This window comes from Aneurinibacillus soli, assembly GCF_002355375.1.
GTDB classification, from domain to species: domain Bacteria; phylum Bacillota; class Bacilli; order Aneurinibacillales; family Aneurinibacillaceae; genus Aneurinibacillus; species Aneurinibacillus soli.
Genome location: NZ_AP017312.1, coordinates 2,211,385 through 2,235,946 on the forward strand (window position 1 = coordinate 2,211,385; position 24,562 = coordinate 2,235,946).

A 24,562-nucleotide genomic window follows, 5' to 3' on the forward strand; every position below is an offset into this window, starting at 1 on the left:
AGAATGAGGTTGGAGAGAGAACGGACAAGACGAAGAACACGGGCGAAAAGTTACCGAAGAATAGCATACATACTGTCCTTTGCGGTTCTTATTTTCTCAGTTCTGTTCTGGAGAGAAGACATAGTAAAGGGAATAGCACAGTTTTTAATCGTGCAAGACAATCCGAAAAAAAGCGACGCTGTGCTGGTTCTTGGTGGAGAGCACGACAAAGAGCGAACGAAAAGAGCTGCTCAACTGTTTCATGCAGGATATGCTGTCCACTATGTTGTTTCCGATGGCGGATATAATTACAAGGGAGCAAAAATAACCGATGAGATGGCAAAGGCCGCCGAATTATATAAGGTTCCTCGTTCGGTCATTGTGATGGAAGACAAGGCGTTAAGTACATACGATAATGCGGTCTATACGCGACAATTAATGGAGAAGGAAGGTTGGAAATCAGCGATTGTTGTGACGAGCAATTGGCATACAAGAAGAGCGAAAATGACGTTCGATAAAGTCTATAAGGATTCCGGGATCACGCTAAGCTATGCCTCGGCAGAGGACACTACACTAGAGAATTGGTGGGGTGATCTGGAGAAAAGTAAGATTGTACTTAAAGAGTGGGTGAAAATTATTTTTTATAAGGTTCGTTATTAGATATAGAAGAGAGAAGTGAAAGGAGAGAGCGCCTTTGAAAAGAGCGCTTGATGTCATTGTCTCGTTGATTTTATTGGCAATATTATCACCTGTAATTCTATTGATTACTGTTCTCATACGTATAAAGCTTGGCTCACCCGTGTTCTTTAGGCAGAAGCGTCCGGGACTACGTGCTGTCCCTTTCTATATTTACAAATTCCGTACAATGACTGACGAAAGGGACGAAAATGGAAAGTTGTTATCCGATACCGTACGATTACGATCATTTGGTCGTTTTTTGCGAAAATATAGTCTGGATGAATTGCCGCAGTTGTTAAATGTTTTACGAGGAGAGTTAAGTCTTGTTGGACCAAGGCCGCTGCTAATGGAGTATGTTCCTTTGTATACGGAGACACAGGCAAGAAGGCATGAGGTAAGACCGGGCATTACCGGATGGGCGCAAGTAAATGGAAGAAACGCGCTTACTTGGGAAGAAAAATTTATCCTCGATGTTTGGTATGTGGACCATCAGTCCTTTTGGTTGGATATCAAAATTTTGATGATGACTTTTTTTAAAGTGATTCGTTCGGAAGATATTAATAGTAAAGGGCATGCGACAATGCCTGTATTCACTGGAAAGTCCGAGCGGAGTAAAAGGTTTGAGATGTGATTGTGGTGGTTTCTTCAAAATATACTATAGATGAATAAGGTGGTAGACAGAGAGATAATGGGAGACCAGATGTATCACAAAGAAAACACAGACCATACAGCAATAGATCTTCGGCAGTTGCTTTCTATAATTCTCAAACGTTTGTGGATTATTGTTCTCTTAACTGTCGTTACCACAGTAACGGCAGCTTGTATTAGTCTGTTTTACCTCACACCTATCTATGAAGCGAAAGCACTGCTACTTGTGAACAATACACAGCCAAATAAAATTACTATGGTCAGAGATGTTGAGCGGGACTTGAAACTTGTTGATACCTATGCTGAATTGATGAAAAGCAGATCCGTTATGACACAAGCAATCATCCAAATGAAAAGCAAGATGTCACCACAGCAGCTTACTAACAAAGTTACAGTAAATAGACTGAACACTTCACAACTTATCAGCATTACGGTAATGGATCAGCGGCATGAGGAAGCGGTGCGGATTGTAAATACGTTAGCTGAAGTGTCGCAAAAACAAGTCAATGGATTAATGAAAGAAGATAATCTGCATATTATTGAACTGGCCTATGTAGAGGACCATCCGATTCCTGCGAAGCCGAAACCATTGATAAATACACTCATTGGTTTGTTGGTTGGCTTGCTTGCAGGAGTGGCTATCTGTCTTTTATTAGAGTACTGGGATGACACAATTAATGCTGCAGGCGATATTGAAAAAACGACAGGACTCCCTGTATTGGCTGTTATCCCGAAAATTAAATCTCTTAATAAACAAAGTGACAATCCAACTATAGATGTATATAACCGATTTGCCCGAGATGAAATCGCTACTGGCCTGGAGCAAGAATTAAGCCGCAAACGTAAGTATGCAAAAACCGTAAAAAAGAAGAAACAGATGAATACAGACGTAATCGAGGTATATCGTACTTTGTGTAACCATCTCCAATTTGGTATAGGCTCAAAAGTAAGAACTATTCTCGTCACCAACCCTGGGCCAGGGAAGGGAAAGCCGATAACGGTGATAAATTTGGCAGCTTCTCTTGCTCAAAATGGCAAGCAGGTTCTTTTGCTTGATGCAGATTTTAGAAATCCAAAAGTACATGACTTTTTCCGCATTTCTAATGATGTAGGTTTTATTAATCTTTTGCAAAGCGGCTCACATCAGGGAATCGTACAGAATACGTTCATAGAGGGATTATCTGTGATTCCGGCGGGAACAGCACCCGATCACAACAAGGAGCCGTTTGGTTCACAACAGTTGGAGGCATTTTTTCGAGAGATGGCTATTGCTTTCGATTATATTCTCATTGATGCACCGCCGCTGATGTCTGTTGCCGATGCACAAGTATTAGCAACGAGTGTAGATGGAGTGCTTATCGTTGTTCAGGCGGGAAAAGCGAATAAAGAGATACTGTTAAAAGCAAAGAGCTTGTTGGACCATGTCCATGCCAACATTATCGGGTTGGTTTTAAACCATCCAAAAATAAAGGGATATAGATACTATCACAACTAACTTCTCGCATTCGTGTATGTATTCTCCACATTAAAGATGTATCTCATCTGTGAAAGGATACAGTATGGGCAAAAAAAATGTTTTTATTAACGTTGTATATCTTTTGTTTAGCCATGTTTTTATTCGTCTCTTTACTGCATTAGCTGCGATTGCTGTTGCCCGTTACCTTGGCGCAGAGCAATACGGGATGATTGGCATCGGAGTTGCTCTGATTGGTATTAGTAACTATTTTACCGATCTTGGTGTATCGCAAACGCTGATTCGTGAGGCGACGAAGGAACAGGCGGATTTATCGTTGCTGCTGAGTGGCTATATTAAAACAAGAATGGTCCTGACACTCGTGACAGCGATCATCCTGTTGGTGATGATCGAAGCTGTCTATCAGAATGAATTGCTCAGACAAGTTCTCTACTATATGGTTGTTCCTAGTCTGTTCGGTAGTGCGTTGCAAGGCATTGGCAATACATATTTTCAAGTGATTCAAAAAATGAAGTATACTGCATTGCTCACCTCTGTCTCGGGAGTGATTACAGCAAGTACGTTTTATGTTGGAATTGTATGTACACTCCCTTTACAAGTGTTGGCTTCTGTCTATGGGATCTCTAGCCTGATTGGCGGCCTGTTAAGTATTGCTATGGTGTTGAAGCGTTCTCCGCTTAGGAGAGGGTGGGATCGCTCGATTTTACAGGGAGTACTTTATTTCAGCTTAGGTGGCTTGGCGGTAATTTTATTGCCGCAGCTTGGGCCGATTATTCTTGAGCAAGTTGGAACAATAGAACAGGTCGGCTATTTTGTTGCCGCTTATCGCATTCCAGCTGTTTTTTTAGCTATTCCTGGAATTGTTGCATCCGCTTTCTACCCGCTGCTGTTTCAGTATGGAAATAGGGCAGAAGACCAAGAAAAACATCTTTCATTAGGCATTGTGCAGGTGAAGTTAATGAGTTTTTTCGGCATCGGGAGTGGGGTTGTTCTCTTCTTATTTGCCGATTGGTGGATATTTCTCCTGTTTGGTGCTGGCTGGGAAGCGGCGGCCGATATTTTACGGGTGCTCTCCTTGCTCATTTCCCTGCAGGCGATTACAATTCCGCTTGCTGACTCATTAACGACCAAGGGCTATCAAAAGAGGAGAGCGGTCTTGCTTAGCGTAAGTGTTATTTTCTCTCTCTCTACTTATGTGACATTGGGGCACAGCTGGGGTGGTATCGGTGCAGGAATGGCAGCGATTATAAATGAATTGTTTTTGCTAGTTGCATTCTCCTGTGCCAATCCGGTTGGGTGGAGATTGATATGGGGGGGAACGAAAGTAAATGTGCTTGCTTCTGGAATGGTTCTGCTTCTAGCTTCTTTAGGGTTGACGAAGTTGCATCCGTTAAGCGGGATTCCGTTGCTTTTGTTGCTTTATGTGTTGCTGGTTCTTAGCATGGATGCAAGCTTACGAAAAATGATTCAGACGAAGTTTAGAGAGAAACGAGCTAAGCAAAAAACATCATCCTTTACATAGACAAATAGGGTCGTGTTAAGCGGTGGGTATGGAGATGAGAAAGGTATGAAGATACTGATCGGAACAGCATTGGCCTTGGGTACAGGAGGGGTTCGTTCCTATGTCCAAACACTAGAAAACGAACTTGTAGCAAAAGGGCACGATGTTTCGGTGAAGCAGCCTGATTTGCTTCGTTTTTATCATAAAATAATGGCAAGAATTAAGTCGCTAGGTAATCACAACAAAGTCAGACAAGAACTGATGAAAGCAAATACGAGCAGCTCTTTTACAAAAACAAGAAAATACATGCAAACGAACGGTGAGAATCTTGAATTGATTCATGCCCAGGACGTGCTCTATGCAGCTTCTCTGAGAGAGATGCACATTCCAGTTGTTCTTACTGTGCACGGTCCTCTATTAAAAGAAATGGAAATGGCTTCTAAGCTTAGTCAACATGTACGTTCCTATATTATTGAGCAAGAGCGAATTGCGTATGAGGGTGCAGCGCATATTCTTGCTGTTGATACAGGACAAAAGAAAATTATTGTAGAGGAGTACAACATTGATCCAGAAAAAATTACCGTTTTGCTAAACGCTGTTGATACGCGTTTATTTACACCACTGTCTTTAGAGGAACCGGAAGTACCGTTCTATCTTGTCCCAAGACGGCTGGTTCCAAAGAATGGAGTGGGTGTGGCAATCAAAGCGTTTCGACATTTGCAAGATGAGCGAATGGAGCTGTGGATTGTTGGGGATGGACCAGACCGTTCGATTCTTGAAGAGTTAGTCGATCATGAAGGACTTACGAACAAGGTACGCTTCATAGGTTCCATCGAGCAAGCAGAGATGGTTACCATGATGAACCAAGCGGAAGGAATAGTTATCCCTTCCATACCTGTTAATGGAGTGATTGAGGCAAGTTCGATCTCTGCCTTAGAAGGAATGAGTGTAGGTAAACCCGTGATTGCTTCTAATATTGGAGGCCTTTCAGAAATGATTACTCATATGAAAAATGGATGCTTATTTTCAGCAGGTGATGATAGTGAGCTGGCTGCGCTCATTAGGAAGCTGCATGCAGATAGGGAGTTACGAAAGCTGCTTGGTGAAAATGCTCTTGAATATGTTCGCGTAAATCACAGCAGCACAGCCTGGAGCGAGAAAATAGTCAAAGTGTATGAATCTGTATGCAAGTAATGAAGCGGGTGTTGCATGTTGGAAAATAACTTGCGTGGTTTTCTGGCGAAACGAAATAATCTGATTCTACTCCTCTGTTTTTTAGGGATGGTGATGGGTTATTTAGTAACTGCCCAGAGCAGTATGTTTTTGGCTATATTCGCGATCGGTTTATTTCTCATCGCATATTTGACCAAATTGATTACGATTACTCATTTATTTTGTTTAATTCCGCTTGTCTCTATTTTTCATATTCCGCTTGCTAGTGTTGGAGGTCTTAACATCACGGCGTTAGACACACTCATTTTCCTGTTTTATATATTTGTAATTCTCTTGATTTTCATGAAGAAAGATGTTGTCTTGCCCGTCTCGCTGAAACAGATTCTATTGTGCAATTTTATATTTATTGTACCAGGTTTTTTTTCGGCGTTTTATTTTGCGGGTCTCTCGAAAGCAATTACAGGCACAATTCTTGTAGGTAAGAAATGGGCTATGTACGCGATTTTTCTTCCAGCCATCCTGTTTATTTCTGACAGCGGGTGGAAAATGGTGCAGAAGGCGTTGTTAGCTACCGTCTTGATTGTTTCTGGAGTAACGATGTATTCTTTCATTTTCCCATCAGCAGATTCAGCAGGTGGGAGAGCTTCCTCGCTGTTTTTTAATCCAAATGTGTTTGCAGTGTTGATGGTGATGTTATTTAACGTTTCGTTGGGGCTTCTTGTGCTGTATCGCCGAAACCAGCTGGTTAGAATCCTGATTTATATTTGCTTGCTTATCTGTTTATATGGTGTGATTCAATCAGGTTCACGAACGGCCTCTATTGCTACAGTGGGAATTCTACTCTTTTGGTTGTTTCAAGCGAAAGAAATAAGTTTCAAGTTTAAAGCAACAGCGATCGGTTTGCTGGTGACGATAGCGCTGTTAGGGAATCTTCTGCTTGATACGACATCGTTGTTTCAAAGATGGACCGATGTGCTTGATGGAAGGGATAGTGTCACTTCGGTTACGTTTCGTATTGATGCGGTGCAGGTTGCCTACTATATGTTTTTGGACAGTCCGCTTTTTGGGTATGGTTTTACCAATTTTACAGATTTAAGCCAATATTATGTAGCGAAATATGCTTTGTTGCTCAATCAAAAAATAGAGACCACAGATAATCAATATATGGATACTTTGTTAGAGACGGGTATAGTTGGTATCGGATGTTTTTTCTTTATGCTCGCTGTAATTACAAGACATCTGTGGAAACAATGGAATCGTTCGATTTTTGCTAAAGTAACATTTGCCAATTTGATTCTTTTTCTTTTTGCTGGACCGAGTATGCCCTCATTTTATTCTCCGTTTACTTCGGCGTTTTTCTGGTATGTGTTTGCTGTTTCTTTTATTGAATTGGAAAAGAGTGGTGTAATATGAAGGTGCTGTTTTTAGATTTCACTACCTCGCTTGGCGGGGTGCAAGCGGTTTTGCTCCATCTGTTAAACCATTTAAATAAAGCTTTTTCAATAACGTATATAGATGCCTATGACAGTGAAATGACCGAAATTCTAAGGCGAAGACAAATTCAAGTGCGTAAAGCATCGATTTGGCCGAAGGTGAAGGCAATTGGCTGGCATAGGCCATCACGGCGAATACTTGCATTGTTTTTACTTGGACCGTCGTATTTCTTCTATATTTTAAGACTGGTAAAGATTTTTCGAGAGTATGACTGTGTCTTTATTAGTCAAAAAAAATCACTCGTTATTGCCCAACTCAGTAATCTATTGGCGCGTCGGAGCATTGTTTTTCATGCGCATGGTTTTCATAGTGCAGATCAAATTACTTCGATATATAAATGGGCGATACAGCGGGCAGACAAGATTATCGCTGTATCGGAAGATGTGAAGAGGAAAATGATAGCATCGGGGATCGATAAAACGAAGATTCAGGTGATCTATAATGGGATCGATTTGACAGGGATTGATCAGGCAGAAGTCGTGTCACCCCCCCAAATGCGATGTGATACGTTCAATATTTTTATTGGCTGTAGTATTCAACCGATCAAGGGAGTACATTTGCTGGTTGAAGCGGTACATGAGTTACGACAGCAGGGACGTAAGGTAAATCTGTTCATTGCAGGTAGTACGCCACACGGTGGAGACGAAAGTTATTTGGAAAACATGAAAAAGTATGTACGTAAGCATGGATTGGAACAAGAGATCCACTTTCTGGGTTGGCAGTCCGACCTGATTAGCATTATGAAAACGATGGATGTGGTTGTCTTGCCTTCATTGGTTGATGAGAGCTTTGGTTTGATTATTGCTGAAGCGATGGCGGTACATAAGCCTGTCATTGCTTCAAATGTTGGAGGACTTAAAGAATTAATTATACACGAAGAGAATGGTTTTTTAGTGGAGCAAGGAAATAAAAACGAGATTGTCGAGTCCTTAGGCAAATTGATGGATAAGCAAGAGTTATGTGAAGAATTTGGGGGGAATGGGCGAAGAAGAATAGTTGAGAACTTTCAGATAGAGAGACAAGTGCAGCAGGTAAGGGAGTTACTCTCTTCCTTACATAGACGAACAGGGTAATAAGTGTAGCACAAGGGAGATGTCTATGAAACAAATCTTGATTATTGGAGCAGGAGGCCATGGGCGTGAAATCGCTCAATTGGTGAGAGATATCAATCGTAAATCAAACAGTTGGGAGTTACTCGGCTATCTTGATGAAAATAAAAGTTTAACAAATCAATGGCTGAATGGGTTTCCGGTGTTGGGCACATTGGATCTACTTCAATTGGAGTTGTATCGCTCGGTTTATGTGATTTGTGCAATTGGAAAAGTGCAGGTGCGAAAAAAACTGGTGAATCATCTGAAAAACAAGTTTTCTTGGGTGAAGTTTGCTACTTTGATTCATCCCACAGCAGTGGTTGGGGATGAAATTGTAATAGGTGAAGGCTCGGTGATTTGTGCCAACAGTGTGGTAACTACTAATGTTACATTAGGGCAGCATGTACTGATCAATTACGGCTGTACAATTGGGCACGATTCACTGCTCGAAGATTTTGCTACGATTTTACCTGGGAGCAATCTCTCAGGCAATGTAACGATTCGGACTTGTGTGGAGGTTGGTACAGGTACGGCCATAATTCCTGGTGTGGAGATTAAGGCGAACACAATTGTGGGTGCAGGAGCTGTTGTCACCAGATCACTTCCTGCTGATTGTACAGCGGTAGGAGTACCGGCGAAAGTAATGAAGTTTCAGGGACCAGCCTGTGTTGAGGGAGACTAGAAAAGAACAAAAATAAAGAGAGGGAAGTGTTCAAGATAATGGATAAGGAATCCCAAAAATATACTCTTGTTACTGGATGTGCCGGATTTATTGGATTTCATCTTACCTGTCGATTATTAGACTTAGGCCACAACGTAATCGGTATTGATAATGTAAATGATTACTATGATATCTCTCTTAAGGAATCCAGGCTGAATATAATAAATCAGAAAAAAAGATTTACATTTATCAAGACATCAATTGAGAAGAGAGAAGAAGTAGAGAATATATTTTCTACCTATCCTATAGATACAGTTATTCATTTGGCTGCTCAGGCTGGTGTAAGATATAGCCTTGAAAATCCACATGCATACATTGATGCTAATATTGTAGGTTTCATGAATATATTAGAAGGATGCCGGCATTATAAAGTAAGTCATTTTATTTATGCTTCTTCTAGTTCGGTATATGGTGCAAATACTTGTATGCCATTTTCTGTTCATCATAATGTTGATCATCCGGTGAGTTTATATGCTGCCACGAAAAAAGCAAACGAGCTAATGGCTCATTCATATAGTCATTTGTATAATCTGCCAACAACAGGACTCCGCTTCTTTACTGTGTATGGTCCCTGGGGACGGCCTGATATGGCGCTGTTTTTATTTACAAAGGCGATTCTTTCTGGAGAACCGATTCGTGTTTTTAACAACGGGAAGATGAAACGAGATTTCACTTATATTGATGATATTGTGGAAGGAATCGCAAGACTTATTGAGAAAAGTCCAACTCCGAATTTAGATTGGGATGGAAATTCTCCTGACCCTGGCACAAGCTATGCACCGTACAGAATTTATAATATCGGCAATAATAGGCCAACGAACCTTCTTGATTTTATTTCTGTACTAGAAAAAGCGCTTGGCAAAGAAGCAAAAAAAGAGTGGATGCCACTTCAGGCAGGAGATGTGCCGGAGACATATGCTGATATAGATGACTTGATGCGGGATGTCGGGTTTAGGCCGAACACTCCCATTGAACAGGGAATTGCAAAGTTTGTTTCTTGGTATAAAGAATACTACGGGGTGAACGTATGAAAAAAAGAAGGATAGGGGTTGTTGGATTAGGGTATGTGGGCCTTCCTGTTGCCGTAGCGTTTGGAAAGCAGTACCCTGTGATTGGGTTTGATATTAATCCAGAGAGAGTTGCATGTCTGATCGAGCATATTGACATTACAGGAGAGGTAGCCCAGGAAGAATTAAGCAAAGCACAAATTACATATACAGCGAATGCGGAAAAACTCGCAGCGTGCGACTTTATTATCGTAGCAGTTCCAACACCTATTAATAAAGTGAACCAGCCGGATTTAACCCCGCTCATTAAAGCGTCTGAGATGGTAGGCAAACATATTCGTCCAGGCACAATCATAGTGTATGAATCGACCGTATATCCTGGAGCGACAGAAGAGGTGTGTGTACCACTGATTGAGAAACATTCAGGGTTTATCTGTGGAAAAGATTTCTTTGTCGGGTATTCCCCTGAACGTATTAATCCAGGAGATAAAAAGCATACGTTTGAAACGATAACAAAAGTGGTTTCTGGCCAGGATAAAGAGACGCTTGCTGTAATTGCCGATGTATACGGCTCGGTTGTCAAAGCTGGCGTGCATCAGGCGTCTTCTATTAAAGTAGCCGAGGCGGCAAAAGTAATAGAAAACACACAGCGGGATTTAAACATAGCGTTAATGAATGAACTTGCTATTATTTTTAATAAATTAGGAATCAACACGCAAGAAGTTCTGAAAGCGGCAGGAACCAAGTGGAACTTCATCCCCTTTTATCCCGGTCTTGTAGGCGGGCATTGCATTGGTGTGGATCCGTACTATCTTACATACAAAGCAGAATGTATCGGATATCATCCTGAAGTTATCCTGGCAGGCCGACGTATTAACGATACGATGGGGAGTTTTATCGCTCAATCTTTGGTCAAAAAGATGATTCTAAAAGGAGTCACGATTCAAGGTGCGCGTGTTACGGTCTTGGGTATGACGTTTAAGGAGAATGTGCCGGATATTCGTAATTCGCGTGTAATAGATATTATCCAAGAGCTTCAGGAGTTTGGGATTGAAGTGCAGGTAACAGATAATATGGCAAATAAAGAAGACACCTTTCGAGAGTATGGGGTTTCTCTTCTTTCCGTGAATGAACTACAGCCTGCTGATGCGATTGTTTTAGCTGTCGCTCATAAAGAATATGTGGAAAATGGCTGGGAAGGAATTTATCCGCTTCTTGTAAATCAAAAAGGGGTTATAGCTGATATTAAGAGTGTATTAAACAGCTTTGAATGTCCTGAGGATGTCATTCATTGGAGGCTGTAGCCTTAGTTTGGAGGAGAGGATGAAAAAAATTTTACAGGTATGCGCCATCGATCTTTCAATAGAAGCATTATTAAAACCATTGATTCAGGCTCTTACAAAAGAAGGCTATATTGTACACAGTGCTTGTACCGACACAGGAAAATTTGAAGCGCTTAGGCAGCAGCAACTTACAGTGATAAACATTCCTATTAAAAGAAAGATAAGCCTATGGTCAAATTTACAATCAGTATGGAACCTGTATCAACTTATAAAAAAAGAGAAATATGACATTGTTCATGTGCATACTCCAATTGCAGCTATCTTAGGGCGTATTGCTGCTAAGCTGGCAGGCACGCCACATATTATTTACACCGCTCACGGCTTCTATTTTCATGAGGGAATGTCGAAATATCAATATCGCTTTTTTTATTTCCTTGAAAAGTACTTTGCACGATATGCTACAGATTGGCTTCTGCTGCAGAGCAGAGAAGATTATGAATTGTGCCTCGCTGAATCATTTAAAGACAAGGATAAAATCATTCACATTAGCAACGGGATTGATATTTTCCATAAGTTTAATCCAGTACTAATTGAAAATGAAGTGAAAAAGGAAATCAGGGAGGAATTAGGGATTGAAGAGGGGAGTATCGTCTTTTCCTTCATCGGAAGGTTTGTCAGAGAAAAAGGGATTTTCGAGCTTATAGAGGCTTTTCATCGTATAAAGCAGGAATTTCCCTTTGCCCGTCTTCTTATGATCGGAGATAGTCTGACAAGTGAACGTGATCAGGAGAGTTATCAGCGGTTAAAGGAGATGCTTAATGATGAAGCAATTATTACACCTGGTTTTCGCAAAGATATCCCTGAACTTTTAGCAATTAGTGATGTTTTCGTGCTTCCTTCTTACCGTGAAGGCTTACCGCGATCTATTATTGAAGCGATGGCAATGGAAAAGCCAATCATTGCAACAAATATTCGGGGATGCCGGGAAGAAGTTTTTCCTGAAGAAAACGGATTTCTTGTTGAGAAAGCGGACGTAGAAGATCTGTATAAAAAAATGGTGTTACTGTGTACAGATAAAGAAAAAAGGGAGAAATTCGGCAGGTGCAGCAGGAAGATTGTTGAAGAATCTTTTAATGAAGAAAAAGTTATCAACAAACAATTATCATTGTTCAGGAGATTGACAGGAGAGTAAAAGATGGGTAAACGTCTTTTTGACTTTACAGTCGTCCTACCTTGTACGGAATTTTTTAATACATAGTGTAAAAGGGCTGTCTTAGCAGGTATGATAAAGACAGCCCTTTGTTTGATTAGGCATGGGGAAAAATAAATAAGAGAACAGAAGAGGAAGAACATACGTGAAAGTAATAGTAGCTGAGAAGCCGGATCAGGGCGCTAAGCTCGCAGCTCCGTTCTCTACGAAAAAAGGGCAGGGGTATATCGAAATCAAGCCGCACCCGCTGTTTCCAGACGGTGCGATTGTCACCTGGGCAGTCGGACATTTGTGTGAGCTGGTGCCGCCAGAAGAATATGACCCGTCGTATAAAAAGTGGTCGCTGTCAACGCTGCCGATTTTACCAAATCAGTTTCGTCATAAGGTAACCCCGTCCAAATATAAACAGTTTACGATTGTCAAATCACTTCTCAAACGTCCTGATGTAACCGAGATTATTATGGCAGGTGATGCCGGGCGAGAGGGAGAATATATTACACGCATCATCATTCAACTAGCCGGTGTACGCAAGCCGCTTAAGCGGTTGTGGATTTCATCGTTGACGGAAAAAGCGGTGCTGAATGGGTTTGCTACGCTCAAGGATGAGTCTGCCACGCGATCGTTGTACGAAGAAGCACTTAGTCGTTCTTGTGCTGACTGGCTGATTGGCATGAACGGTTCGCGTGTTTATTCGCTTTTGTTTCAGAAGCGAGGCATTCGGGAGGTGTTTTCGACCGGGCGCGTTCAGACGCCAACCTTGTCGCTGATCGTCAAGCGGGAGAAAAAAATTGAATCGTTCGTCCCTGAGCCGTTCTGGGAAGTGTCTGCTACTTTTGATATGAGCGGGATGCAGTATGTGGGCAAGTGGTTCAAAGATGATGAAACGCGCCTTGCGAATCCGGAGATGGCGCATAAAATTGCTGCGTTTTGTCACGGGAAGCCTGCGCGTGTCGCAGATGTGCAGACGGAACGGAAAGAAACACCGCCGCCGCTTTTGTTCAATTTATCGGCCCTTCAGTCAGTGGCAAACAAGGCGTTCAAGTTTTCTCCGAAAAAGACGCTAGATGTGACCCAGCAGTTGTATGTAAAAGGCTTCGTTTCGTATCCGAGATCAGATTCGCAGCATGTTACAGCAGAAGAAGCGGCTTTGTTCCCGGATATTCTCACGAAGCTTGGGCAACAGACTTTGTATCAGCCATACATACCGGTTCCTGTGTCGTCGCTTCTGCACAATCGGCGTTACGTCGATCCGAAAAAAGTAACAGATCATTACGCGATCATTCCAACCGAACAAGTGCCCGACATGGAGAAGTTGTCTACAGACGAGCGAAAAGTGTATGAGCTGATTGCGAAGCGCTTGATCGCTGCCCACTATGATGTAGCGATTTTTGACCATACGACGATTGTGACAAAAGTGGATGGGCGAGCCACCTTCCGCACGAAAGGAAAGCGTGAAGTACAGGAAGGCTGGCGACGGGTGCTGTTCGACGATAAAAAGAAGAAGCAGAAAGCGGAGAAAAACGACGAGGAAGAGATGCTTCTGCCAGATGTACACATGGGAGCGGACGGGACAGTCGTATCTGCCGACGTAAAAGAAAGCAAAACCCAGCCACCTAAGAGGTTTACGGAAGGGGACCTGATTACGGTTATGAAAACAGCCGGTAAGCATATTGATGATGCCGAGCTGGAAAAAGTCATGCACCGTGTGGAAGGGCTGGGCACGGAAGCGACGCGGGCTGGGATTATTACGGTGCTCAAAGACCGGGAGTACATTGAGGTTTCCAAAAATCTTGTGTATGCGACGGATAAGGGACGCATGTTAGTAGAAGCGGTTGGGGCAAGCATTTTGTCGTCTGCGGAAATGACGGCGAAGTGGGAGCAGCGCCTGCATGAGATCGGTCAGGGCAAGGTAGCGTCCGCCCCGTTCATGGAGCAGGCACGTAAGCTAGCGGCACATCTCGTAGATGAAGCTGTGAAACAGGCCGAGACATGGAATTTTACCGGGATTGATGAGGAAGCGCTCAAGGTAGCGTCTGCCGAGAAGCGCGGCCGAGGCAAACAGAAGGGAGCCCCGGTAAAAGTAGGGGTGTGCAAAAAATGCGGCGGCGATATGCTGGACCGTAACACGTTTTACGGATGCGCGCGCTATAAGGAGACGAAGTGTGAATTTACGCTGCCGAAAAAAATGCTCGGCAAAACGATTTCGCAGGCAAATGCCCGCAAGCTGCTTGCAGGTCAGGAAACAGACACAATCAAAGGGTTCAAAAAAGGCGAGAAAACATTTGATGCCCGGCTGAAATGGGATGAGGTAGCCGGAAAGATTGCGTTTATTTTTCCACCACGCCGGATGGGAAATGAGGGCTAGAGAATAGAGAACTGGAGTATGGAATAAGTGGGGAGAGGATACGATGCGTAAACCGACACAACCAATCGTAATCATTGGCGGGGGCATAGCTGGATTAATGGCTGCCCGCGTATTGATGGAAGCAGGGGAAGAAGTGGTCGTACTGGATAAGGGGCGCAGCGGGGGAGGCCGTTTGGCGACGCGTCGCATTGGGGATGCGACGCTGGATCACGGGGCGCAGTATTTCACTGTGCGCTCGCCGGAGTTTGCAGCAGAAGTTGCCAAGTGGGAAGAAGCTGGATGGGTTATGCCATGGTTTGGTAGTCCGAATGTGCGCTACCGTGCCTGTGGCGGGATGAACCGTCTGACGAAGCATTTGGCGGAGCCGCTTGATATTGGCGTGCGTGTTCGGGTGACTGCTGTACATCCGGATCCGGTTGGCTGGAAGCTTGATTGGGTGTCTGAGGAGCAGGATTTCGTGCCGCAAATGTATGATGAAGTGATGCCAGAAGATGTGTATGATCCAGGAGCTAAGGCAAGTGTCAAAGCGCGTGCGGTTATTTTGACCGCGCCTGTCCGGCAGTCGCTCTATATTTTACGTGCCGGTGAAACGGAATTGCCTGTGCCGCTGCTTAATGAACTGCAGGCGGTGGACTATTTGCCGTGTCTCGCAGCACTTGTTGTGCTAGATGGTCCATCAGCGGTACCGGAACCTGGCCTGTGGCGGGCGGATCATCCGGACTCGCCGGTTCAGCTCGTGGTGGATAACAGCATGAAAGGGGTATCGGCTCGCACGGCGCTTACGGTATATGCATGCGGTCGCTGGTCGAAGGAGCATTTTAATGAACCGGACGAGGAAATTATGCGCCGCCTGCTTGCAGATGCGGCTCCGTGGTTCAAAGGGGCGAACATTGTGGAGGCACAGCTGAAGCGCTGGCGTTTTTCACTCGTGCATAAACCGTATCCGGGTCTGTTTGCAGATGCGGGTCTGCAGGCACCGCTTGTGTTGGCGGGGGATGCGTTTATTGCACCGGATGATTCCACGCAGAGTGGGCGAGTGGAAAGTGCGGCGTTGTCTGGAATGGCGGCGGCTCGCCATTTGCTAAAGGTGCTCCCGGTGGTGGACTAAGTGAATAAAAGCAGGGCAAAAGCAGGCATTCTGATCGCGCAGAAGCCTGTTTTTTCTGTAGGAATAAAGATACAGGTAGACGAAAAAAGAAATTTTCAGTAAAATAATTTGTGACAATATAACTAAAAAATTACAAAAAACCTTTATGAAACAGTTGGAAAAGGTGGTGAAGCCCGTGCAGAAAAAACGAAATGGAGCGGAAGAACAGCAAGACTTGTATCGAAAAATGAAAGAATGTCATACATTGCTGGAGAGCCTCCACAACATGGTCTATAAAGTCCGGCGTAAACAGGACGGCAGATATGTGTATACGTTTTTTTCAGGCAGGCTGGCGAAGCATTGGGGACTAACCACTGAAACTACACAGGGACGATCTCCTCACGAGATTTTTTCATCGGAAGTGGCCGATTATTTGGTAAAGCAGTATGATCAGGCTGCAAGCGGTCAATCGACGGTGCATGAGTTTGTACATGAGCAGGAAATCATCTATGTATCACTGGTGGATGGAGACGATGACGAGGAACTTATCGGGTGTTCACTCGATATAACATTGTGCAGGCAGGCATGGAAGAAAATAAATCATTTGCAGTATTATGATGCCTTGACCGGGCTTCCGAACCGGGTAAAGTTTGATACGATTTTGCAGCAAGCAGTAGAGGAAGCACGGCAGAATGAAACAGTGTTTGCGATTATATTGATTGATCTGGACAAATTTAAGATGATGCACGCTTCTGTGGGGCGAACGATTAGTGAGACTGTGCTCTCAAGCATAGCGCGGGAGCTGGCGGATACGCTTCCGGAAAACGATGTACTGGCTCGAATGAATAAGGATGATTTTGTGATGCTTATACGTAACATCGAGCAGGTGGACGAGGTGCATAGGCGGGCAAATGAGATGCTAGCCATGCTGATGTTCCCATTTGATGTGAACGGTAGCGAGATGAATGTTACCGCAAGCCTGGGTATTAGTCTGTACCCGACAGACGGTGCAAGTGGCGAGGAGATCATGAAAAAAGCAGAGACAGCCATGTACCGTGCTAAGGAGTGCGGTGGCAACTGCTACTTTATTTACTCGGAAGACTTAACCCGCATTCATAAGCAGTGGACATTAGGCAGTGAACTGCGTCATGTTGTGTCGCGTAAACAGCTGATTTTGCACTATCAGCCGAGGTTTAATATTCGTACGAATCGCATGGTGGGTATCGAAGCGCTTGTACGCTGGAGCCACCCGGAGAACGGGCTGTTAGCTCCAGGTCGCTTTATTGATCTAGCGGAAAAGACGGGAGCCATTGTGGACATCGATCGCTGGGTGTTGGAAGAAGCATGCCGTCAGGTTCGGGCCTGGCAGCTGGAAGGCTATCCGAATGTGTCTGTTTCCGTCAATTTATCTTCCCTTCATTTTAAAGACATACGCTGTGTCGAGATGATTCGGGAGGCGTTGACAGCAACCGGACTTTCACCTGCTTGTCTGGAAATCGAGCTGACAGAAAGCGGCTTTATTGAAGAAGCGGATGCAGCTGTAGAAATCATGCATCAGCTCAAGGAGCTTGGTGTAAGCATCGCCGTTGATGATTTTGGTACAGGGTATTCTGCCTTCCACTATTTAAAGAAATTCCCGCTCGATACCCTCAAAATTGATCGTTCCTTTATTCAGAATGTAACGTGCTCACAGACGGATGAAGTCATTCTTCAGGCTATGATTGATATGGCGAAGAAACTTCAGTTAAAAGTCGTGGTCGAAGGGGTAGAGACAGAGGCGCAGCTTGCGTATTTGCGCGAGCAGGAATGTGATGAGGTACAAGGATACTTGTTAAGTCGTCCAATTCCGGTACAAGAACTTGAAACATTTTTAAGTGAACGTTCAACATAATAATAGGTAACCCAAAAGAGCAGATCGATTGTAGATCAGCTCTTTTTTAATTGACAACGATTATCAACCATACTAATATAAATAAATATGAAAATCATTATCATTTATAAAGGGGAGTTACTTTTATGCGAAAAGCAATAGGGAAGATTCATTTGGCTCTAAGCTTGCTAGCAGGAATATTTATTGTTCTAATCTCGCTAACAGGAAGCTTGCTCGTATTCGAGCACGAAATAGAAAGGCTGTTTCAGCCAAAGCTGTATCACGTAAGCGCTGGCCCGGTTGTCTCGTATGAACAAGCACTTACAGCCGCAAAAAAGGCACATCCGAAAGCAGACGTGCAGCGTGTGTACACACCGGATGAAGCGAGTACAGAAGGTGTGTATATCTTTCAGATGAAGGATGGGAAGTCAAGTTTTAGTGTGTATGTTGATCCAGGCACAGGTCGGATTAATGGTGAAGAAGGAGACCAATCATTTTTTACCTGGGTTTTAGAGTTGCATCGGTATTTGTTGCTCAAAGATTTTAATGGTGCAGAGATTACGGGTATCATCGGCTTTCTGTTATTTTTTATTACGGTATCGGGTATTTATTTATGGTGGCCGGGCATTCGGAACTGGATGCGTGGTTTTACATTTCGTCGTTCGCCCAACACGTTTGCGAAGCACTACAACTGGCATAAGGTGCTAGGAATCTGGTCTGTTCCGTTTTTACTCGTGGTTTCCTTGACAGGAGCCCTGTTTGAGTATGATGAAGCGATCTTTGGCTGGTTCGGAGCAAAACCGTCTAAGAGTCCAGCGAAACAGATACTTGTATCGGTTCCGCTGCCAGAAGGAAAAAAGCCGCTTGATGCGTTAATGCGTAGTGCAGAGCAGGCTGTGCCGGATGCGAAGGTGATTCAGGTACGCATGCCAGCGAAGCCGAAAAAAGACCAGCCGGAAGGAGCGGTTGAAGTTCGGATGACACACGGATATGATCCGGGCAACGGAAATGCGCGTGTCTGGCTTGACGCATACAGCGGACGAGTGATTGCGAAGCTTGATGCGAAGGTGGATAGCGGACTTACATACCAGACCTGGCTTTTTCCGCTTCATACAGGTGCATTCGGTGGCATCGTAACAAAAGTGCTCTATGCAATCGGTGGGCTTATCTTGCCGGTGCTTGCGGTAACAGGTACATATATGTGGTGGTTTAAGCGTCGTAAGCGCAAGCAGAAACAGGACAAAACAGAGTCGCAAGCAGCGTAACTGCGAGAGATGGGAAGCATCAAAAAGTTTCCCATCTTGTTACGATTTGTCTGCTGGAATTCCCCCTGCTGATCAGGTATGATGAAGGGATGAATAACGAACTAGAAAAACAGGGGGAGACAGCAAGAACATGAGTGTACTAACTGTTGAAGGATTAAGTCATACGTTCGGAGACCGAACGTTATTTAAAGATGTATCATTCCGCCTGCTGCCAGGCGAGCATGTTGGGCTTGTCGGTGCGAATGGTGTGGGGAAGTCGACGTTGATGAATATTTTGACCGGACAGATCGTACGCGATGGCGGGAAGGTAGAATGGACGCCAAAAGTGCGCTACGGCTACCTCGACCAGCATACGGTACTGACGCCGGGCAAAACGATTCGTGACGTGTTAAAAGATGCGTTCCTGCCGCTGCTAGAGCTTGAACAGGAACTGATGGTGATCTCGGAGAAGATGGCGGATGCATCGCCAGAAGAACTCGAGAAGCTGCTTGAAGATATGGGGGACATTCAGGATCAGTTGGATGCCAGTGGGTTTTATACGCTTGACGTTAAAGTGGATGAGATGGCGAATGGTTTGGGGTTAAGTGCAATCGGGCTTGAGCGGGACGTTGCGGCGCTCTCTGGCGGACAGCGGACGAAGGTGTTGCTCGCAAAGCTTCTGCTTGAGAAGCCGAATGTACTTTTGCTTGATGAGCCGACGAACTATCTGGATGAAGAACATATTGACTGGTTGAAAGGCTATCTCAGAGAATATCCGTTTGCGTTCATGCTAATCTCGCATGATACGGAATTTATGAATGATGTAGTAAATGTGATCTACCATCTTGAATTTTCGAAGCTGACACGTTACAGCGCAACATATGAGAAGTTTCTTGATATGGCTGATATGGCGAAGTCTCAGCATTTGAATGCCTATGAGAAGCAGCAAGAATATATTAAGAAAACAGAAGACTTTATTCAGCGTAATAAGGCACGCTATTCGACATCGGGCCGTGCGAAAAGCCGCCAGAAGCAGCTCGAGCGGATCGATGTGATTGATCGTCCGGAAACAGCGGCAAAGCCGACGTTTGCCTTCAAGGAATCACGGGCGAGCGGAAAAGTTGTGTTTGAAGGTAAGGATATTCAGATTGGGTATTCCCATGCTCTCCTGCCGAATCCGCTGAATATGACGATTGAGCGCGGCGAGAAGATTGCGATTGTTGGCTGCAACGGCGTCGGGAAATCTACGCTCTTAAAAACAATTTTGGGCAAGGTGAAGCCGTATAGTGGAACGGCGTATCAGGGCGACTTCCTCCATCCGTCTTATTTTGAACAGGAAGTAAAGGCGGGAAGTGTAACAGCGCTTGATGATGTGTGGAATTCGTTCCCGATCATGAATCAGCATGAAGTGCGTGGGGCGCTTGCTCGTTGTGGATTGAAAAACGAACATATCAATCGTCCACTCAACATGCTGAGCGGGGGCGAGCAGGCAAAGGTCCGCCTGTGCAAGCTTTTGATGGATGAAAGCAACTGGCTTCTGTTTGACGAGCCGACCAATCACCTTGATGTGGTCGCGAAGGAAGAATTGAAGCGTGCCCTTACAGAATACAAAGGCACTGTGCTGCTTGTTTGCCACGAACCGGAGTTTTACAGCGACTGGGTTACCCGGGTATGGAACGTGGAAGAATGGGCGCATCAGGGCTAGTAAATCAGCCGGGGGAATAGTCTCCCGGCTTTTGTAACATGGTAAGAAAGGAAGATGCACAATGGTGGATACGTGCCTTGCATGCGGCAAACCGCTTGATACGGATCGATTCGCTGTGTACCATGGCGAGGGGAGTAAGACAGCCCGAGCAGAGAACGAAGGGATTGCCGGTCATTTATGCACCGCCTGCGCGAAGAAGCACAAAATGAAGTCGGTACGCAAGGAACATCCGTTTTCAAAGCTGGCGCATGTATTTATGGCTGAAAACGAAGGAAACGTTTGAAAGAACCGGTGTGGAAATGGTAAAATGCACTGTAAGCTAATTTAGGGCGTGTTCAACAATGCCGTGTTCTTTAGGAGGTCTTGTGGTGGAAATCACAGTAAAAGTAAACCGATACGTAGATTCCTTGAAAGAAGTAACGTATTATCTCGTATCCGTGAATGCGCGGGAAGGGTTATTACGGAATGATAATATTGAAAAAGTGCTTGGCACAAGCTACCGCGATGTAGCGCTTGCACATGGTGGCTTCATCGAGAATGGAAATGAAGTATATTTCAAAACTCGCGAGGAAGCGGAAGTCGTACGCGATATTCTAAAAGATATGTTGCGTGAGAAATACAGCCAGGAGATTGCCGTACAGCTGTTCGAACAATTCGAAGGCTGGGATGTACTCGAAGCAAAAGAAGGCGTTGCGGTAATCGCAAAAGATATGCCTGATCAGGATGAACAACCGATCATGACCGTTATCTCGCTTGACGGAGTGTATCTGCTGCAAGTGCCGGGAACAGAAGGTGAGTATGCAAATCTTGCCGGATTCAAGGAGAATCGAGAGCAGTACGCGGACGTAGCATTGAAGCATGGCATCATGCACCTGTCCAATAAAGGAATTGTGACAGTGGCAGATGACGCCGATGAAATTATGACGTGGGACACGATCGAAGAACTTTCGGATATTTACAAACAGTTCCACAAGGTATGCAAAGAACATCTCCGTGTCATTGTGTAATTATACCGGATATACAGTAAATCCCGCCGTATCAGGCGGGATTTTTGTACATTCAGATGGAGGGAGTATTGTATATGGACGTGCGAATTCAATGGAACTACCGATCCCTTGTGGGCAAGAAACGGGTGCGATTTACATCAGATCCGGTTTCTGCACAAGATGCGCTCATTTTTGCAGGGGACATTGAGAAAACAGGCCGGGCCGTACAGCCACCTGAATTTGTGGCAGATAATGGTGACATATGGACGCGCAAGGAATTAGAAAAGCTTCTGAAGAAAGTGGAAACCGAACCGCATAGCATTACAGCCTATTTTGATGGCGGATATGACCGGGCGCGTCGTATGGCCGGGCTTGGGGTGGTTATTTATTTTGAGCAGGACGGGATCAAGTACCGCATTCGCAAAAATGAAGCCGTTTCTTCGATTGACTCTAACAACGAAGCGGAATACGCGGCGCTCTGGCTTTTGCTGCGGGAGCTTGAGCTTCTCGGTTCCCATCATACATCTGTCATTATTCGCGGAGATTCCCAAGTTGTATTTAACCAGTTAACCGGCGACTGGCCAGCGTATGAGGAAGAAGAGAATCGCTGGCTCGATCGAATTGAAGCGAAGCTCTCTGAATTGGGGCTAACACCCGTATATGAACCACTGCCGCGTACAGAAAATAAAGAAGCGGATATGCTTGCGGGTCAAGCGCTTGCCGGAGAATGCATTCAAAGCCGAAAGCAGCTTGATATACATGAATGATCAGGTATAATAGTGAGTATTCCGAAAATAGATACGATATACGTAGATGGGGGATCGAGAGATGAAGGTGGCAAAATTTGGTGGAACATCACTGGCGAGTGCCGAACAGATTAAGAAAGTATGCAGCATTGTACTTGCGGATAAGTCCCGTAAGCTGATTGTGGCATCGGCACCCGGAAAGCGCCATAAAGAAGATACAAAAGTAACGGATCTGTTAATTGCGCTCGCTGAGCGTTGCCTTGCAGGTGAAGCAGCAGAAGCGGCGCTGGGAGCGGTTGTAGCCCGGTATCGCGAGATTGCAGAAGAGCTGGGTCTCGACGATGAAATCGTCAATGTGATCGAACAAGATTTGCGTGCCCGTATGGCGCTCGATACCGGAAAACCGGAGATGTTTATGGACGCATTGAAAGCAAGCGGTGAAGATAATAATGCCAAGATCATTGCCCGTTATTTGCAGAGCCAGGGTGTGAACGCAAGCTACGTGAATCCGAAAGACGCTGGTCTTCTCGTGAGTGATGAACATGGCAACGCCCAGGTGCTGCCGGAATCGTACGACAATCTGCGGGCGCTGCGTGATCGTGATGAGATTATGATCTTCCCAGGCTTTTTTGGTTATGCGCCATCCGGTGAGATCGTGACATTCTCGCGTGGTGGTTCTGACATTACGGGTTCGATTTTGGCGGCTGCTATTAAAGCCGATCTATATGAGAACTTTACAGATGTGGATTCGGTATTCGCTGCGAATCCACATCTGGTAGAGAGTCCGGAAGCGATTGAGGAATTGACCTATCGTGAGATGCGTGAATTATCTTACGCCGGTTTCTCCGTGTTCCATGATGAAGCACTGATCCCGGCATTCCGCGCTGGTATTCCGGTCTGCATCAAAAATACAAATAACCCGTCCGCACCAGGCACGATGATTGGATTCGAGCGCAAAGGCAACGGCAATCCAGTTGTCGGTATTGCGAGTGCGGATGGATTTTGTAGCATTTATGTAAGTAAATATTTAATGAACCGGGAGATTGGCTTTGGCCGTCGTCTGTTGCACATTCTTGAAGATGAAGGGCTATCTTATGAGCATATCCCGTCAGGCATTGATGACATTACCGTTATCCTGAAAGACGCAGGTCTTGAAGGGGAGAAAGAAGAGCGGATTGTGAAGCGCATTAGAGAAGAATTGGCCGTGGATGATATTGTCGTCGAACATGATCTGTCGATGATTATGATTGTGGGCGAAGGCATGCGTCATAATGTTGGTACGACAGCGCGTGCGGCAGGAGCGCTCGCCCGTGCTCATGTTAATCTGGAGATGATTAACCAGGGTTCTTCTGAAGTAAGCATGATGTTTGGCGTGAAGGCAGTGCAGGAACAAAAAGCTGTACAGGCAATTTACGATGAATTTTTCAAAAATGCCAACATTATACGTGAAGAAGCGGTGAGCCACGTCCGCGCATAACAGAGAGTATCTTCCCCTTCGCATATCTGTTCGTCATACGGGTACAATACAGAACAAGGAGGGGGACATATGATCGAGGTTACACTTCAATCCGCATGTTCGAGCAGCCTGTATTTTGATGCCGTGCCCCGAGGGCTTGCTGCCTTTTCTGTTCAAGAAGGACGTTTAATCGGCCAAATGTCGCCGGATCAATTTTCCGACTTTTTGAGGGATAATAACTTAATTACGTATCGTGATTCCTTAAAAAGTTATGAGAGTGGCGAGAAACTTGGCGAGTTTGCTCCATTATAGTCGTCCTACCTGAGTCCCTGTACGGGGCTCTTTTTTTATAGTCTATATTCCTTTTATTATGTAGAAAGTAGTGGATTAATCTATCCTATTCCATGTAATATAGTCTTATAGTTAGGGGATGAAAAAGAAAAGGAATGGGAACAAAGATAGAAGAGCATAGGCTTCGAGAGGAAGAATAGGAAACGGAGTGGGCATGGATGGCATCGTCGTATGTTGATTTTTTCAAGGACAAACGTGGCAAAATTGTGTCCTGTATGGTGAATACATACACGAATAGCGGAGTGACAAGGTCCGTAACGATCGAACTCGGCGGTAAATACATAATTGATCCAATTAATCTGCTAAAGAAGAAGCATCGGGGTCGCATCTGCATGGTCATTGGCTTTATGATGGATACGTACGGTACACCTGCTGATGTGCGGGTTAAATTTTTGGATACAAGTCGAACGGGGCGTATTAGCATCCGCGATATTGTTCCGGTGGACTTTGCAAAAAAGCCTGATCAGATCTGATCAGGTTTTTTATCCATAGA

Annotated in this window: 22 protein-coding genes; all 22 read left to right on the plus strand. The window is 44.7% G+C overall.

The genetic code is table 11. The features are described from left to right. Positions 1-3 precede the first annotated feature (3 nt). Positions 4-639, plus strand: a complete 636-nt coding sequence (locus CB4_RS11180; protein ID WP_096465874.1) for a YdcF family protein — start codon at positions 4-6, stop codon at positions 637-639. A gap of 34 nt (positions 640-673) precedes the next feature. Then, positions 674-1,288, plus strand: coding sequence for a sugar transferase (locus CB4_RS11185; protein ID WP_096465875.1), 615 nt, complete (start codon positions 674-676; stop codon positions 1,286-1,288). Between the two features lie 30 nt (positions 1,289-1,318). Beyond that, the gene (locus CB4_RS11190) at positions 1,319-2,800 is read left to right on the plus strand and encodes a tyrosine-protein kinase domain-containing protein (protein ID WP_096465876.1); all 1,482 of its coding nucleotides are present in this window, start codon (positions 1,319-1,321) and stop codon (positions 2,798-2,800) included. A 64-nt stretch (positions 2,801-2,864) separates the two neighbouring features. Beyond that, positions 2,865-4,301: an oligosaccharide flippase family protein gene (locus CB4_RS11195; protein ID WP_096465877.1), complete on the plus strand. Its 1,437-nt coding sequence runs from the start codon at positions 2,865-2,867 to the stop codon at positions 4,299-4,301. A 12-nt stretch (positions 4,302-4,313) separates the two neighbouring features. Further along, complete coding sequence (locus CB4_RS11200; RefSeq protein WP_231955973.1) at positions 4,314-5,474, plus strand: glycosyltransferase family 4 protein; 1,161 nt, start codon at positions 4,314-4,316, stop codon at positions 5,472-5,474. 87 nt (positions 5,475-5,561) lie between these two features. Then, positions 5,562-6,866, plus strand: coding sequence for an O-antigen ligase family protein (locus CB4_RS11205; RefSeq protein ID WP_231955974.1), 1,305 nt, complete (start codon positions 5,562-5,564; stop codon positions 6,864-6,866). Then, positions 6,863-8,020 carry a glycosyltransferase family 4 protein gene (locus CB4_RS11210; RefSeq protein ID WP_096465880.1) on the plus strand — a complete coding sequence of 386 codons (1,158 nt, stop codon included), beginning with the start codon at positions 6,863-6,865 and terminating at the stop codon, positions 8,018-8,020. The genes CB4_RS11205 and CB4_RS11210 overlap by 4 nt, the downstream gene beginning before the upstream one ends. Before the next feature lie 25 nt (positions 8,021-8,045). Then, positions 8,046-8,720 carry an acetyltransferase gene (locus CB4_RS11215; protein WP_157737939.1) on the plus strand — a complete coding sequence of 225 codons (675 nt, stop codon included), beginning with the start codon at positions 8,046-8,048 and terminating at the stop codon, positions 8,718-8,720. Positions 8,721-8,758: 38 nt separating this feature from the next. Next, entirely contained in the window at positions 8,759-9,790 is a 1,032-nt protein-coding gene (locus CB4_RS11220; RefSeq protein ID WP_096465882.1) for an NAD-dependent epimerase, read from the plus strand. Then, entirely contained in the window at positions 9,787-11,070 is a 1,284-nt protein-coding gene (locus CB4_RS11225; protein WP_096465883.1) for a nucleotide sugar dehydrogenase, read from the plus strand. Before CB4_RS11220 ends, CB4_RS11225 begins: the two co-directional genes overlap by 4 nt. Positions 11,071-11,089: 19 nt before the next feature. Then, positions 11,090-12,241, plus strand: a complete 1,152-nt coding sequence (locus tag CB4_RS11230) for a glycosyltransferase family 4 protein (protein WP_096465884.1) — start codon at positions 11,090-11,092, stop codon at positions 12,239-12,241. Between the two features lie 163 nt (positions 12,242-12,404). Beyond that, a complete protein-coding gene (locus CB4_RS11235) occupies positions 12,405-14,624 on the plus strand; it encodes a DNA topoisomerase III (RefSeq protein WP_096465885.1) in 2,220 nt (739 codons plus the stop codon). Positions 14,625-14,667: 43 nt separating this feature from the next. Beyond that, the gene (locus tag CB4_RS11240; RefSeq protein WP_096465886.1) at positions 14,668-15,732 is read left to right on the plus strand and encodes an NAD(P)/FAD-dependent oxidoreductase; all 1,065 of its coding nucleotides are present in this window, start codon (positions 14,668-14,670) and stop codon (positions 15,730-15,732) included. Between the two features lie 175 nt (positions 15,733-15,907). Beyond that, positions 15,908-17,602 (plus strand): putative bifunctional diguanylate cyclase/phosphodiesterase, encoded by a 1,695-nt coding sequence (locus tag CB4_RS11245; RefSeq protein ID WP_172890866.1) that lies wholly within the window; start codon positions 15,908-15,910, stop codon positions 17,600-17,602. A gap of 125 nt (positions 17,603-17,727) precedes the next feature. Continuing rightward, positions 17,728-18,846: a PepSY-associated TM helix domain-containing protein gene (locus CB4_RS11250; RefSeq protein ID WP_096465888.1), complete on the plus strand. Its 1,119-nt coding sequence runs from the start codon at positions 17,728-17,730 to the stop codon at positions 18,844-18,846. 130 nt (positions 18,847-18,976) lie between these two features. Continuing rightward, positions 18,977-20,530, plus strand: a complete 1,554-nt coding sequence (locus tag CB4_RS11255) for an ABC-F family ATP-binding cassette domain-containing protein (RefSeq protein ID WP_096465889.1) — start codon at positions 18,977-18,979, stop codon at positions 20,528-20,530. Positions 20,531-20,591: 61 nt separating this feature from the next. After that, positions 20,592-20,813 carry an eL34 family ribosomal protein gene (locus CB4_RS11260; RefSeq protein WP_096465890.1) on the plus strand — a complete coding sequence of 74 codons (222 nt, stop codon included), beginning with the start codon at positions 20,592-20,594 and terminating at the stop codon, positions 20,811-20,813. 85 nt (positions 20,814-20,898) lie between these two features. After that, entirely contained in the window at positions 20,899-21,537 is a 639-nt protein-coding gene (locus CB4_RS11265; protein ID WP_096465891.1) for a hypothetical protein, read from the plus strand. 74 nt (positions 21,538-21,611) lie between these two features. Beyond that, positions 21,612-22,283 carry a reverse transcriptase-like protein gene (locus CB4_RS11270; protein WP_096465892.1) on the plus strand — a complete coding sequence of 224 codons (672 nt, stop codon included), beginning with the start codon at positions 21,612-21,614 and terminating at the stop codon, positions 22,281-22,283. A 61-nt stretch (positions 22,284-22,344) separates the two neighbouring features. After that, positions 22,345-23,739, plus strand: a complete 1,395-nt coding sequence (locus tag CB4_RS11275; RefSeq protein WP_096465893.1) for an aspartate kinase — start codon at positions 22,345-22,347, stop codon at positions 23,737-23,739. Between the two features lie 69 nt (positions 23,740-23,808). Further along, the gene (locus CB4_RS11280; RefSeq protein WP_096465894.1) at positions 23,809-24,030 is read left to right on the plus strand and encodes a hypothetical protein; all 222 of its coding nucleotides are present in this window, start codon (positions 23,809-23,811) and stop codon (positions 24,028-24,030) included. A gap of 197 nt (positions 24,031-24,227) precedes the next feature. Continuing rightward, the gene (locus CB4_RS11285) at positions 24,228-24,542 is read left to right on the plus strand and encodes a hypothetical protein (protein WP_096465895.1); all 315 of its coding nucleotides are present in this window, start codon (positions 24,228-24,230) and stop codon (positions 24,540-24,542) included. Positions 24,543-24,562: the final 20 nt, after the last annotated feature.